The sequence below is a fragment of the Streptomyces sp. TSRI0281 genome (assembly GCF_001905125.1).
Lineage (GTDB): Bacteria > Actinomycetota > Actinomycetes > Streptomycetales > Streptomycetaceae > Streptomyces.
The window spans coordinates 477,938-491,859 of the sequence record NZ_LWLE01000012.1 but is presented as its reverse complement, the minus strand read 5'-3'; the positions used below and the strand labels follow the sequence as shown (position 1 = coordinate 491,859).

The window sequence follows — 13,922 nt, the reverse complement described above, 5'->3', positions numbered from 1 at the left end:
CTATCGTTCACGCATGAGTGAATGCTTACGTCAGGGTGATAGCGAGGTTCCCGCCACGCCAGTACCCCTGCGCCGTAACCGGCGTTTTCAGACTCTGTGGATCGGGGCGGCCGCGGCCAATCTCGGCCTCGAAGCCGTGGAGGTCGCCTATCCCCTGCTGATCATGTCCCTGACCGGGTCACCGGCGCTGGCCGGCCTCTTCGGATTCGCCCAGATAGGCACCGCCCTCCTGGTCGGACTACCGGCCGGCGTGGTGGTCGACCGGTGGGACCGGCGGCGCATCCTGCTGATCTCCGAGGCGGTCCGCGCACTCACTCTCGCGTTCATCGTCCTCAGTCTGACGGCCGGGCAGGCGAACTTCGGCCTCCTGATCCTGGCCGCGGTCGTCCTGGGCGCCGGTACGGCCTTCGGCGCACCGGCCAGGATGCTGCTGATCCGCGCTGTCGTGCCGGACCATCAGCTGACCGCGGCGCTCAGTCAGGACGAGGCGCGCAGCGGAGCCGCCGCCCTGGCCGGACCGCCCCTCGGCGGAGCGCTCTACCTGGTCTCCCGCACGTTCCCCTTCGTCGCGGCGATCGTCGGCTTCGTGATCTCGTTCGTCTGCGCCCTGGTGATACGCGTGCCCAAGGCGGAGAAGCACACCGAGCCGGTGAGCGACGAGCCGAGGAGCGCCCTCGCGCCGCTGACCACCGCCTTCTCCGGACTGCTCGAACTGCTCGGCGACCGACTGCTGCGGTCCGCACTGCTCTTGGTCAGCATCTTCTACTTCAGCATCACCGCCGCGATCCTGATGGTGATGGTGACCCTGCGGCACCAGCACCACTCGCCCGGCACGATCGGTCTGGCTCTGTCCGGTACCGCCGTCGGCATGCTCATCGGGTCGGCGCTGGTGCCGCGGCTCAACCGGCTGCTCAGCCCCGGCGCGCTCCTGCTCTGCGCGTCCACGCTGACCACGGTCGCGGTGGCCCTGCTGGCGCTCCCCCTCGGACCGGTCTGGGTCTTCGCCATGCTGACCCTGGCAGCACTCGGACTGCCGGCGCTGAAGATCCTCGTCGACATCATGATCTTCCGACAGACCCCGGACCACCGCCGAGGCCGTGCCATCGCCGCGACCATCACCCTCATCGGCGCCGGGTCCCCGCTCGGCTCCCTGGTCGGCGGTCTGGCCCTGCAGTTCCTCGGCGTCACCGGCGCCATCGCGCTGATCGCGGGCGTCCAGGCAGTGATCACCGCGGCCGGGCTCGCGAACCGGCACGTCAGATCCGCTCGCTGGCCCGCATGAGAACCCGCCTCCTCACGAAAGCGAGCTCAGCCATGCTCAAGCAGCCCATCTTCATCGTCGGCCATCCCCGTTCCGGCACCAGCCTGGTGCGCAGCCTGATCGAACGCAGCGAGCACGTCTGGAGCATCGGCCGCGAAGGCAAGCCGATATGGGAACGTGACAGCCTGCACCCCGGCCGGCGGGGCTGGCACTCCAACGCCCTGGACGCCGCCGACGCGACCCCCGAGGTGGCGGCACGGCTGAACGCGGACCTGCTCGCCGCCGCGCGCAGACCCGGTGCGGAGTGGTCCGTCGACGACAAGCTCGACTTCCTCGACTTCCTCAGCGCCCAGGGCCCCCAGCCGTACTACTACGACGTGCCGCTCAAGGCCCTCCGGCAGCGCTTCCCGGGCGAATTGCCGGAAGGCCCGCCCACCACGCGGGACGGCGGTGAACTCGACGAGATCACACCGTTCTGCTTCCCACCGCGCGGCCCGCGCCCCACTGACACCGAACTCGCCGACGGGATCCGGCTGGTGGAGAAGAGCATCCAGTCCTGCTTCCGGATCCCGTTCCTTCAGGCCCTCTACCCGGACGCCAAGTACGTCTTCGTCATCCGTGATCCGCGCACCAGCATCGGCTCCCTGATGGACGCCTGGCTCAACCCGCGGATGTTCTTCTCCTACAAGGTTCCGGTGCCGCTGCGCATCAAGGGCTACTCGGACGTGTTCCCGTGGGGCAAGGAGTGGTGGAACCTGAGCCTGCCGCCCGGTTGGCAGGACTGGGTGGACCTGCGTCTGGCCGAGGTCTGCGCACACAACTGGCTGACCCACAATCAGGCCGTCCTGGACGCCGCCCGGAACATGGCCCCCACCGGCAACTCCGTACTCGTCCGCTACGAGGATGTCCAGGCCGACCCGGTCTCCACGATGGAGGCCGTGGCCGAGGCGGTGAACCTGCCCTTCGCCGATGCCTGGGGCCGCCGCGACCTCCCGGTCGTGATGACCCAGACCGTTCCCGACCCGGACAAGTGGCGCCGCCACGAGTCCGAGATCCGTCAGGTCCTGCCGATCGTCCGTGACCTCGCCGAGAAGGCCGGCTATGACGTCAGCTGAACCGTCCGGCCCTCGATCAGCGAGTGACAGCCGTCGTACGATCCCGGCCATGAAGGCCATGAAGGCCATTCAGGTCAGTCGGCCCGGCGGGCCCGAGGTGCTCGAACTCGTCGACCTGCCACGCCCATCACCGCGAGCGGGCGAGGCGGTGGTGCGGCTCGCCGCCGCCGGGGTCAACTATGTCGACGTCTACTTCCGATCCGGCCTCTATGCGCAGGAACTGCCGTTCGTACCCGGGCAGGAGGGCGCCGGTACGGTCGTCGAGATCGGGCCCGGAGTGCGTGAGGTCGCCGTCGGTGACGTGGTCGCCTGGGCGAACCTGCCGGGATCCTATGCGGAATACGCGCTGTTGAGCGCCGACCGGCTGGTTCCGGTGCCGGACGGACTGGCACCTGAAGTGGCGGCGGCCACCCTGCTGCAAGGCATGACCGCTCACTACCTGTGCCACGACACCTATCCCGTCCAGGCCGGCGACACGGTCGTCGTGCACGCCGCCGCGGGCGGCGTCGGCATGCTGCTGACCCAGCTCGTGCGGCTGCGCGGCGGCACGGTGATCGGCACCGCGTCGACCGGGGCCAAGGCGGAGGCCGCGCGTGCCGCCGGCGCCGTAGAGGTCGTCGACTACCGACCGGGCGCGCTGGCGGCGGCGGTGCGTCGGCACACCGGGGGCCTCGGCGCCGCCGCGGTGTTCGACGGCATCGGCGGTCCGACGTTCGACGAGAGCCTCGCCGCGCTGCGCCCGCGCGGAGTCCTGGCGGTCTACGGGCAGTCCGGCGGCGCGGTGCCACCGTTCGACCTGCAGCGCCTCAATGCCGCCGGGTCCGTGTACGTCACCCGACCGAACCTGACACACCACATCGAGAACCGGGCAGAGCTGCTCCGCCGGGGAACGGCCGTGCTCCACCTGGTCCGCGACGGGCGTCTGCGGGTCCGGATCGGACAACGGTTCGCCCTGCCCGCCGCGGCGGCCGCCCATGCGGCTCTCGAAGCGCGCACCACGATCGCCAAGACAGTACTCACCTGCGGCGGTGCACCGGAGCGTGCGGGCTCCGGGGCGTCGTCCTGACGGTCGGGGCGTCACTTTCCATAGGAGACGTGAGAGATGTCCAGCGTGGAAGGTGCGCAGAAGAAGGGCTGTCCCGGCGCCCTGCGAAGAACCGGATTCCGATCAGCCGGGTACACGGTCACACCCTCGCGCACGGCGGAAAAACGCGCATCAGCCCTGCCGCAGCACCTCGTTCAGCAGCCCGACGGTCTCGTCCACACCCATGCCCGAGTTGTCGATCAGCGATGCACCGCTGTCTCGCCAGCCGCTCATCCGGTCATGGATGATCTTGATCATCCCGGGGAAGACCGCATCGTCCACCACACAGCCGTAGCCGATCCGCGCATATTCGTGCACGGCCAGGGCCACACAGCGTCTGGCCACGGTGTACTGACGTTCCGACAGCTCGTCCCAACCGTCCTCGGGGTTCGCATAGCCCGACTTCACCCAGTCCCGTACATCGTCGAGGGAAATATGCACGGTGGGGGTCGGCCGACCTCTGGCCCAGGCGTCCGCCAGGGTACTTTTCCCCGCACCGGCGGGTCCAGTGATCAGAAGCATGCTGGAGATCCCGTCGGCCTCATCGATTTTTCTCCGACTTCACTGTCCTCCTCGTCCTTTCAGGGGGATACCGAGTGCCCTTGACCGGGCGCACGACCACATCCGCTGGTCACAGCCACCCGTTGATGGCCGCGACCAGCACCGTCGCAACGCCCCTCAGACGACGTCGAATTCGTTGCCTTCGGGGTCCTGCATGGCGGCGGCGTAGAGCCCCATGTCCGGCTCATCCTTGATCCGCAGCACGGTGGCACCGGCTTTGACCAGCCGTTCCGCCGTGGCCTTGACCCGCTGCGTGCGGACGTCCAGTGGGACGTCATTGCCCCCACCGACCTTCAGGTCGAAGTGCCACCGGTTCTTGGCGGCCTTCGGCTCCGGAACCTGCTGGAACCACACTCTTGGTCCTCGTCCCGCAGGATCGATGATCGACTCCGGAATGTCCCCGGCACCGGCCGGCAACTCCGCCTCGGGCACCCCCATCGACGCCCAGTGAGCACGCCATGTGGCGTGCCCGCCCGGCGGGGGCTCAGGCACGTAGCCCAGGGCCTCGGCCCAGAAGGTCACCATTCTCTGTGGATCGGAGCAGTCGATCGTCAGTTGCAGCGTCATCTCCATGCTCGGAGCATCCCAGACAGGTCTGACAGTCGATCCACTTGCGCAACAGACCCTGGGGCCCACTCCCCGGCGGGCCGCCGCCGCGGTCGGCTACCGTGTCGGACCATGAACGTGGACGGCTGGTTGGCAGACACCCGGAGCTCCTACGACATGGTCGCGGTCAGCTACGCCGACCAGTTGCGTGAGGCCCTGACCGGGAAGCCGTACCTGCGGGCGGCGCTGGCGCTGTTCGCCGAGATGGTGCACACGGCCGGTGGCGGGCCGGTGGCAGATGTGGGCTGCGGACCGGGACACGTCACCGCCCACCTGCATGAGTCGGGCATCGACGCGTTCGGTATCGATCTTTCACCCGTGATGATCGACGTGGCTCGGCGTGACCACCCGGACCTGCGGTTCGAGGTGGGCTCGATGACCGATCTCCCCCTCGCCGACGCGTCGGTCACCGGCCTGCTCGCCTTCTGGTCGTTGATCCATGTACCTGACCATGCGATCCCCGCGGTCTTCGCCCATTTCCGGCGGGTGGTGCGACCTGGCGGACCCCTGCTGCTCGGCTTTCATGTCGGCGACGAGTCGCGGCTCAAGACACAGGGCTACGGCGGCCATCCGATGAAGGTCCACGTCCACCGCCGCCTGCCTGCCCGCATGACCGCCTGGCTCAGCGATGCCGGATTCACGGTGGAGGCTCAGCTGCTGACCGACCCCGACGAGCGTGCCCCAGGAGCGGTCCTTTTCGCGCGCCGCCATCCCTAGGAGCTGCCCCTGAGCGGTTCGGGGAGGAGTGCTGGACCACGGGCCCGGACACCTTGGATGCCGCCTCAGCAGAAGCGGAACCGTTCGGCGGCTTCGACGGGTGTGACCCCTTGCCGACGCCCTGGGAACATTCGTCGATTCGGCGACCGCACTGCGCCCTGCGGCGAGTCTGGCAATGATCCTGCGGTCGCGTTCCTCCAGCGGGCCGTCGTCGTATCCCTCGATCAGCACCCCGCAGGACTGTCATCAGCCACTGACACGGCACGGACCGGGGGCCGGTGCGGGGCTGCGGGCCGGGGGCGGTTCCGCCCCCGGTTTCCCGCTTCCCGCCTCAGCGGCGCCGTCCGGACGTACGGAGCGTTCGAGGGCGTCGGTCAGCCACAGGTGGGACGTGCCGAGTGTGACCGGGTTGCCGCCCGCCTCGGCCACGAGGCGCCAGTAGCGGCGCATCCGCGGGACGCGGTCGGCCGCCACGTGGGCCAGCAGCCCGCACCGGAACCGCGGGGTGTCGCTGCCGCCGCGCACCGCGGCGTGTGCCGCGACGAACCGGTCGAGTTCGTGGCCCACCCGGGGCGGCTCGCCCGCCCGCACCATGGGCCCGGCGAGCGCGCACGCCTCGCTGATCCCGCTCATCAGCTCGTCCTGGTCGGCGACCAGTTCGGCGTTGGCCCGCGCCATGGCCAGCAGGCCGCGGGTCAGCGCCCGGTCGCCCGCCAGGGCGTACAGCTCGGCGAATGCGACCACCTGCGGCGGGGTCGGATCGGCGGGCGGCTCGGGCACGGCCATGGTCACGAACGCGGTGAGCATGGCCTCGGACACCGGGGCGGCCATCGCACGTCGCCAGAAGTCGATCAGCGCGTCGCGGGCAGCCGCTCCGTTCTCCACCGCGGCCAGCAGGTCCAGCCTGGCGGCCTGGTCGGCCGGTCCTGCCTCCTCCACCGCGCGCAGCGAGGCCCGCCGCCAGGCCAGCTCGGCGGCCTGCGCGTCGAGCGCGGCCCGCTCTGCCGCGACGACCTCGGCCACGGAGCGTTCACCGGCCAGGACGCGCCTGATGGAGGGCAGCCCCAGCCCGAGCCTGCGCAGCCGTCTGACCAGACCGAGCCGCTCCACGGCCGCCCGGTCGAACCTGCGGTGCCCACCCGTGCTGCGTACCGAGTCGATGATGCCCTCGTCGCAGTAGAAGCGAACGGTCCGCACCGGCACACCGGTCAGCCGTGCCAGGTCACCGATCCCGAACGTCTCGTCGAGCAAAGGCACTTGAATCTCCACTGGACTGGAGTTCCTACCGTACCGGCGTAACCCCTTGAGAGGAGCTTTCGTGATGACGGAGACGCTGGACACCGCACGGCTCGTGGCGGGCCTGCGGGAGCAGACCGGAGCGTTCACCCGCGCGGTCGCCGGAAGGGACCCGGACGCTGCGGTGCCCACCTGCCCGCAATGGCGGCTGCGTACCCTCGTCGGGCATGTCGGTCAGGAGCACCGATGGGCGGCCGAACTCATCCGCACAGGCGCGCAGTTGCCCGTCCCCGACCCTCGGCAGGCGGACCCCGGCGCCCCGGACGGGTGGGCCGGATGGCTGCGCGAGGGCGCGGAGGAACTGATCCGCGCGATCGAGGAGACCGGACCGGACACCGAGACACACACATTCCTCGGGCCGCGACCGGCTGCCTTCTGTCTGCGCAGGATGCTGAGCGACACCTGCGTCCACCACTACGACGCGGCGTTCGCGACGGGCACCCCGTTCGAGGTCGCCGATGACCTCGCGGCCGACGTGATCAGCGAGAGCCTGGACCTGCTGTCCGCGTCGGCCTTCGAGAGGGTCGCGCCGACGGTCGCCGAGCTGCGTGGCAGGGGTGAACGCATCGGGTTCCGGCCGCGGTTCACGGACGGCTGGGTGATCACCAGAACGCCTGAGGCACTGCGGTGGGTACGCGGGCCGGTCGAGGCCGACGTGGTGGTGTCGGGGGCCGTGGCGGACCTCATGCTGGTGTTCTCCCGCCGCGTACCGCCGGAGGACGACCGGGTGACGGTGACGGGCGACCGTGCGTTGCTGAACCACTGGCTGGCCCGCGCGGTGTTCTAGCCCGGCCGGTCCGCACCTCATCGACGCCGCCTCCCGGCCTTCCGGGAGACGGCGTCGCCCTGCGGAGCCGTCGTCAGGGGCTGGTGAGGATGACGAGTTGCCGGGTGGCCCGGGTCATCGCGACATAGCGGTCGACCGCTCCTTCGATGCCCTTGCCGAACGCCTCCGGGTCGATGAGGACGACCAGGTCGAATTCGAGCCCCTTCGACAGTTCCGGGGTCAGCGACCGTACGCGGGACGTCGCCCGGAACGCGGGATCGCCGATGACACAGGCGATCCCGTCGGCGTGTGCGTCGAGCCAGGTTTCCAGGATCGCGGTCAGATCCGCAGCGGAACCGTGGCGGACGGGCACGTCGCCGCTGCGGATGGAGGTCGGCACGTTGGCGTCCGGGAGCACGGCGCGGATCACCGGCTCCGCTTCCGCCATGATCTCTTCCGGCGTCCGGTAGTTGACGCTCAGGGAGGCCAGGCTGATCCGGTCGAACCCGACCCGTTCGAGCCGTTCCTGCCACGTCTCCGTGAACCCGTGCCGGGCCTGGGCGCGGTCCCCGACGATGGTGAAGCTCCGGGACGGGCACCGGAGCAGCAGCATCTGCCACTCCGCGTCGGTCAGTTCCTGGGCCTCGTCCACGACGACGTGCGCGAACGGGCCCGCGAGCCGGTCCGGCTCGGTGCCGGGCGCTGCGGCCCCGTCGACCAGGGCGTCCCGGATGTCCTGTCCGTGCAGCATCGTCACCGCGCCCTCGCCGTCGTCATCGGCCTCCAGCAGTGCGTCGACGACATGGGCCATGTGCTCGCGTTCGGCGGCGACAGCGGCGTCGTGGCGACGCCTGCGTCGCGACGCCTCCGGATCGCCGACCCGCTGCCGTGCCGCGTCCAGGATCGGCAGGTCGGACACCGTCCATGCCTGGGCATCCTCGCGCTGCAGCCGCTGGATGTCCTCGCGGCCGAGCCAGGGAGCGCACGTGCGCAGGTAGGCGGGTACCGACCACAGGTCTCCGACGAGGTCCGCCGCTTCGAGCAGCGGCCACGCGCGGTCGAAGGCCGTGAGCAGCTCCCTGTTCCGCAGCAGCGACCTGCGGAGCAGGTCGGCCGAGCCGTCGCCGTCGTACTTGTCCATCAGGATCGTGAGCAGTTCCTCCCGGACCTGGTCGCGCGCCTCGTTGTGCGGAGCGCCGGGTCCCGCTGACGCGAAGGCCACGGCCCAGTCGTCGGCGCTCAGCCGGATGTCGGACCACTGGGTCGTGACCGTCATCCCCCTGGTGGGCGGCTCCTCGTAGAACCTGACGGCCGTCTCGATCGCCTTCACCAGATCCGCGGACGATTTCAGGAGGGCCACATCCGGATCGGCCTCGGCCGTCGCCGCGGCTCCCTCGGCGACGAGGTCGCGCAGGGTGCAGGTCTGCACGCCCTCCTCCCCGAGGCTGGGGAGGACATCGGCGACATAGCCCAGATAGGGCTGGTGCGGGCCGACGAACAGTACGCCGCCCCGGCGGTGACCGAGGCGGGGGTCGGAGTAGAGGAGGTAGGCGGAGCGGTGCAGAGCGACGACGGTCTTGCCCGTACCCGGACCGCCGTCGACGACGAGCGCGCCGCGGGATCCCGCCCGGATGATGGCGTCCTGGTCGGCCTGGATGGTGCCGAGCACATCGCGCATCCGTGGCGACCGGTTGCTGCCCAGGCTCGCGATGAAGGCAGACTGGTCGTCGAGCGCGGCGTGCCCGGCGAACCCGTCCGAGGTGAACACCTCGTCCCAGTAGTCGCTGATCCGCCCACGCGTCCAGCGGTACCTGCGGCGGCTCGCCAGGCCCATCGGGTTGCCGTGGGTGGCGCCGAAGAACGGCTCGGCCGCGGGGGAACGCCAGTCGAGCAGCAGCCGGCGCCCCTCGCTGTCCGTCAGACCGAGTCGTCCCACGTACACGGGCTCGGGGCTGTCCGCGCCGACCATGTGCCCCAGGCACAGATCCAGTCCGAAGCGACGCAGCGCGCGCAGGCGACCGGTCAGCCGGTGGATTTCCGTGTCCCGGTCCATCGCCTGCCGGCCGACGCCGCCGGGCGACCTGCGCTCGGCGTCGAGGCGGTCGGACAGCTCGGCGATCGACTGCTCAAGGCACTCCGCGATGGCCGCGAAGTGCTCCTCATCGCCGCCGATCAGCGTCGGATCGGCCTTGGGGGAAAGGTGGCCGGGAAGGTCAAACGCCCTCGTGGTCAGGGGGTTCACGGTACGAGCTCCGATCTGAGGTCTCCGGCGCCCTTGCGCACGGCCAAGAGCTGTCCCGCGTGACGAATCCGGTGGCCATGACGGGCCACGCTCCGCCTGGCGGGGACCCCGTGGCCGTTGTCCGTTCAGGCCGCCGGGATCTGTGGGTTCTTGTGTTCCGGGTACCGGCCCGATGATCCGGTGTGGTTTCACGCGGGCTCGGACGGCCGTTCCCGGCCGACCGTGTCGAGCAGCAGCTTCGCGGCCACCTCGGCCCCGTCGGCGCGGATCGTGCCGGCCACGGCCCTCGCCCGTGCGCCGGTCCCGGGGGCCAGGGCCGTACCGAGCGCGGCCGACAGGGACTCGAAGGTCGGGGTCGGGCCGTCGTGTGCCGCGCCGATGCCCAGGTCGGCGACTCGGCCCGCCCAGTACGGCTGGTCGGCCATCTGGGCCACCACCACCTGGGGCGCACCGGCCCGGGTGGCCGTCGTCGTGGTGCCCGCGCCGCCGTGGTGCACGACGGCGGCCACCCGGCCGAACAACTGCTGCTGGTTGACCTCACCGACCACGAGACAGTCGTCCCGGTCGTCGATCGCGGCCAGGTCCGCCCAGCCGCGCAGGACGACCGCGCGGCGGCCCTGCGCCCGGACCGCTTCGAGGGCCACCCGGGCGACATCCGGCGAGGCGAGCATGGGCATGCTGCCGAAGCCCACGTACACCGGTGGTGCGCCGGCGTCCAGGAACGCCTCCAACTCGGCGCAGAGCGGCTGGACATCGGGCAGGATCCACGCTCCGGTCTGGACGACGTCGAAATCCGGCGTCTCCTGCCACGGGTCCAGGACCGGGTCCGTCGCCAGCCACGGCCGGTCGCCGATGACGTAGTCGCGGACGTGGTCCACCGGTGGCAGACCGATCGACGCCCGGTTCGTGTTGAGCGCCTCACCGAACAGCACGTCGATGCTCTCGGCGTCCAGGTCCCACAGCACCTGATTGTCGGTCACCTCCGGCGGGAACGGCCGGCCCGGATACGCCGGCGGCGGGTGGTGCGGCGACGGCAGGGTGAGCTGCTGGAAGGTCACGGACACGGAGGGGATGCCCAGCTTCTCGGCCACCGAGCGCGCGCCGGCCGCGGCCGGCATCATGCCGGTCGCCACCAGCACATCGCATCCCTCGGCCGCCGGGACGACCGCGTCGAACTGGGCGGCGATCACCTCGGCCGCGCGCCGGGGAAGCGACGACGCGGGCGGCGCCGCCTTCGTCCACGCGCGCGCCGACGGGCCGACCGGCACCAGCGGCACGCCGACACCGGCCAACCGCTGCGCGAAGTCCTCGTCCGGCGGCGCGCACACCCGTACCTCCGCGCCGAGCTCCCGCAACCGCACCGCCAGTCCCGCCAGCGGTTCGACGTCTCCGCGCGACCCATACGTAGACAACAGCACACGCACCGAGTGACTCTCCCATTTCCGCAGGTTCTGGCCTCGGCGGACGATTCTGCGGCATGACCGGGGCCTTGCCGCAAGCCCCCCTGTGCGCTATACCTTGGGAGTGGAAAGGAGTGGGTACTCCCCCTTTCCCGGTCTCGTCCACTGCGGACGGACACCCTCCTCCCTGAGCGAAGCGTCGACGCACGTCCGCTGACAGCTCCAGCCTCCCGCGGTCCCGACGCCGGGTCGCGTACACGATGTCGTACGCCGGTGACGCCTCGCGCGCCCACACGGGGTGGCGCGCGGCGCGGGTCACCGGCTGACGTCGGGCTCCTTCACCACCGCGGTGGGCGGCGTCCGCGGGGCGGGGAATCTTGCCGGTGTGTAGTTCGGCTGCCGCAGGCGGTACGAGTGTCCGAGATGGTGCTGAAGCCGAGCGTGGCGGAACTGATAGACCGCACCGGTCCGGCGCAGCACGCCGCGGCGGTAGGCGTCGTCGAGGAAGGCGCCCGTGTTCCAGGGAAGCTTCCCGGTGAGCGGCAGCCAGACGCGGACCAGGGTCAGCCACTGCCCCCAGGCGGTGAAGCACAGTGCGTAGGAGAAGGCACCGCCGAGCCCTCCGACCGCTCCGATGAGGATTCCGTTGGGCAGGCTCCAGCCAAGCGGCCCGAACACCCCCCGGAACACGTCGACGATCAGGAACCCGCCGAGGGCGATCGCCAGGCTGAGCACGGGAACGATGACGAGGATCTGCCGGCTCACCGTCGCACGGTTCGCGGACAGCAGGCTGATCGGCGTGGCCGCGGAGGATACGTCCAGCGGCGCTTCGAGCGCCGCGATGACCCCGAAGACCAGCCCGGCGGCCGAGCCGAAGATCAGTCCGAAGATCAGCATGTCGATGAGCGCGCTCTCGAACACCTCGGGAAGCGCGAGCGGATGCCCGTAGTACAGCGCGCGTTCGAGGGCGAAGGCGCACGCGCACCCGGCCCCCATCACGAATCCGCCCAGCAGCACGGCGCCGAACCGGGCGGCGAACGTGCGCAGCGGTCTGCGGCCGATGCCGTTGGATCTGGTGTGCGGCCGCAGCCGCACGTGGCTCGGCGCGAAGACACCGCCGTCCAACGCGGCCAGCACGGCGTAGACGGATCCGAAGGCGAGGCCACCGGCCGGCCCCATCATGGCTCCCTGCGCAAGGATCTCGCCGGGCGTGATGACGCCGGCGAGCAGTCCGACCATCCAGGTGGACAGCGTGATGCAGAGCGCGGATGTCAGCACGACGGCCGTGGTGCGCGTCGAGCGTCGCAGCGAGTCGCCGATCTGCCACCACGCGAGGTCCTGCCGGTCCCGGTCGAGGCGAACCATGTGGTGGGCGAGGTATCCGAGCCAGCGCCGGGCCCGTTCCGGGTCCGCGTTCCGCGGTGGGCGCCGGGATCCGCCGATGCCCTGCTCGGGGACGCGCGGACGGTAGACCGCGGGCACGAAGCCCGCCAGCAGGTGTTCTTCCAGGGCGTGCTCGGTGGGGAACCGCTCGGTGTTCAGCAGTTCCGCGGAATCCCTGTCCGGCGCTTCGCTGTACATCGTCCGCGCCAGGACGACCATCAGGGGGGTGCTCAGAACCCTGGCGAGATTCACGCTCGACTCGGCTTCCAGGGACCGCAGTTCCTCCAGGACGGTGCCCCAGGCCCCTGCTCTCCGGTCGGGTCCGGGGCTGTGGGCGGCGGGCCGGGCGGTCCGGGGCAGGTAGGCCGTGAGGTCGTCGGGGGTGAGGTCGGTGAGTTCGATGCCGGCCGCCCAGACCAGTGGCGCTCGTGCTGCCCGCACCGCCTCGGCGTACTCGTCGCGCCGACTGGTCAGCACGAGCGGCAGCGAGGTCGCGTTGAGGGCTTCGAGCGTCTCACGCCGCAGGCTTTCGGCGATCTCGTCGAACCCGTCCAGAACCGGCAGTACGAGATCGGCGTCGACCAGCGCGGCGGCCAGGGTCATTCCGCTGGGAGTCCTGCGGGCCAGATGCTGATAGTCCCGCAGCAGCCGACCGATCAGCCAGTCCCGCAAGGTGATGGCCGTCGCGTCCCAGTCACCGATGCTGAAGATCACCGGTACCCGGCCGGAAACTGCGGGGCTCTCAAGGAAATTCAGGATCAGCCTGATCGTCAGAATGGACTTTCCCGATCCGGCCCGGCCCAGAATGACCAGACGCCCGGACGGGATCTTCCGGTAGACGTCCGCCACACTCCGCAGATCACCGCTCAGGTCCATGCGGGGCGAAGTGGCTCCCGGTGGCAGGCGTTCGATGTTCTCCGCATGGTCGGTCAGGTCCGCGGGTGCCTGTTGCCACCGCACCGGCAGCGGAAACGGGTCGTGGACCCGGTGCTGTTCCTCCTCGCGCCGCCAACGGCGCCTGACCTCTCTCGCCAGTTCGACAGCGACACCGACGAGCACGTCACCGGCCGACGACGGGAGCGAAGCCGGGCTCGGGGGCGGTACGGAGGGCGGGCTCGGGAGCGGTACGGAGGGCGACAGGGAGGCCGGGGGCAGTGCGGAAGGCGACAGAGAGGCCGGGCCCGGGGGCGGTGCGGAGAGCGCGCTGTCGGCTTCCGCTGGACCGGCGACCGTCTCCGGTTGCTCCGGGGCCGTCGTGGCGTGGTCCTTCGCGAGCATGGCTGCCAGGCGCCGGCGGTCCTCCGGGGTGAGTTCCAGAGCGTCGGCGAGCAGGTTCACCGTGCCCAGCCGATGGTCGGTGGCCTTTCCGGTCTCCAGCCGGCTGATGGTGCGAATGCTCACCCCGGACCGTTCCGCCAGCTCATGCTGCGTCAGCCCCGCTTCATTCCGCAGCCGGCGCAACAACGTGCCGAGCTGATCCGTCACTTGGGT

General features: G+C 70.6%; 11 protein-coding genes. 5 read left to right on the top strand and 6 right to left on the bottom strand.

All coding sequences use genetic code 11. The features are described from left to right. Positions 1-13 precede the first annotated feature (13 nt). Genes A6A29_RS19785 through A6A29_RS19775 form a run of 3 tightly spaced genes read left to right on the top strand, consistent with a single transcriptional unit; the run spans position 14 to position 3,442 of the window. Entirely contained in the window at positions 14-1,282 is a 1,269-nt protein-coding gene (locus A6A29_RS19785) for an MFS transporter (protein WP_073721515.1), read from the top strand. 32 nt (positions 1,283-1,314) lie between these two features. Next, positions 1,315-2,376: a sulfotransferase family protein gene (locus A6A29_RS19780; RefSeq protein ID WP_073721487.1), complete on the top strand. Its 1,062-nt coding sequence runs from the start codon at positions 1,315-1,317 to the stop codon at positions 2,374-2,376. A gap of 49 nt (positions 2,377-2,425) precedes the next feature. Continuing rightward, complete coding sequence (locus A6A29_RS19775) at positions 2,426-3,442, top strand: quinone oxidoreductase family protein (RefSeq protein ID WP_241838556.1); 1,017 nt, start codon at positions 2,426-2,428, stop codon at positions 3,440-3,442. A 150-nt stretch (positions 3,443-3,592) separates the two neighbouring features. Here the strand turns inward: A6A29_RS19775 and A6A29_RS19770 are convergent, their stop codons facing one another. Beyond that, positions 3,593-3,982 (bottom strand): AAA family ATPase, encoded by a 390-nt coding sequence (locus A6A29_RS19770; protein ID WP_073721483.1) that lies wholly within the window; start codon positions 3,980-3,982, stop codon positions 3,593-3,595. Between the two features lie 156 nt (positions 3,983-4,138). Beyond that, a complete protein-coding gene (locus A6A29_RS19765; protein ID WP_073721482.1) occupies positions 4,139-4,594 on the bottom strand; it encodes a VOC family protein in 456 nt (151 codons plus the stop codon). Between the two features lie 105 nt (positions 4,595-4,699). Here A6A29_RS19765 and A6A29_RS19760 point away from each other — a divergent pair, with 105 nt between their 5' ends. Further along, positions 4,700-5,344, top strand: a complete 645-nt coding sequence (locus tag A6A29_RS19760) for a class I SAM-dependent methyltransferase (protein WP_073721481.1) — start codon at positions 4,700-4,702, stop codon at positions 5,342-5,344. A gap of 246 nt (positions 5,345-5,590) precedes the next feature. Here the strand turns inward: A6A29_RS19760 and A6A29_RS19755 are convergent, their stop codons facing one another. Next, positions 5,591-6,601 (bottom strand): MerR family transcriptional regulator, encoded by a 1,011-nt coding sequence (locus A6A29_RS19755; RefSeq protein ID WP_241838555.1) that lies wholly within the window; start codon positions 6,599-6,601, stop codon positions 5,591-5,593. Positions 6,602-6,665: 64 nt separating this feature from the next. On the opposite strand from A6A29_RS19755, the gene A6A29_RS19750 reads away from it, so the two are divergent. Further along, positions 6,666-7,427, top strand: coding sequence for a maleylpyruvate isomerase family mycothiol-dependent enzyme (locus A6A29_RS19750; RefSeq protein WP_073721479.1), 762 nt, complete (start codon positions 6,666-6,668; stop codon positions 7,425-7,427). Positions 7,428-7,500: 73 nt separating this feature from the next. Here A6A29_RS19750 and helR read toward each other — a convergent pair whose 3' ends face one another. From helR to A6A29_RS19735, 3 genes are all read right to left on the bottom strand, one after another. Continuing rightward, on the bottom strand, positions 7,501-9,648 hold the full coding sequence (gene helR, locus A6A29_RS19745) for an RNA polymerase recycling motor ATPase HelR (protein ID WP_073721478.1): 2,148 nt from the start codon (positions 9,646-9,648) through the stop codon (positions 7,501-7,503). A 188-nt stretch (positions 9,649-9,836) separates the two neighbouring features. Continuing rightward, complete coding sequence (locus A6A29_RS19740; protein ID WP_241838579.1) at positions 9,837-11,066, bottom strand: glycosyltransferase; 1,230 nt, start codon at positions 11,064-11,066, stop codon at positions 9,837-9,839. A 297-nt stretch (positions 11,067-11,363) separates the two neighbouring features. After that, entirely contained in the window at positions 11,364-13,916 is a 2,553-nt protein-coding gene (locus A6A29_RS19735) for a helix-turn-helix domain-containing protein (RefSeq protein WP_073721476.1), read from the bottom strand. Positions 13,917-13,922: the final 6 nt, after the last annotated feature.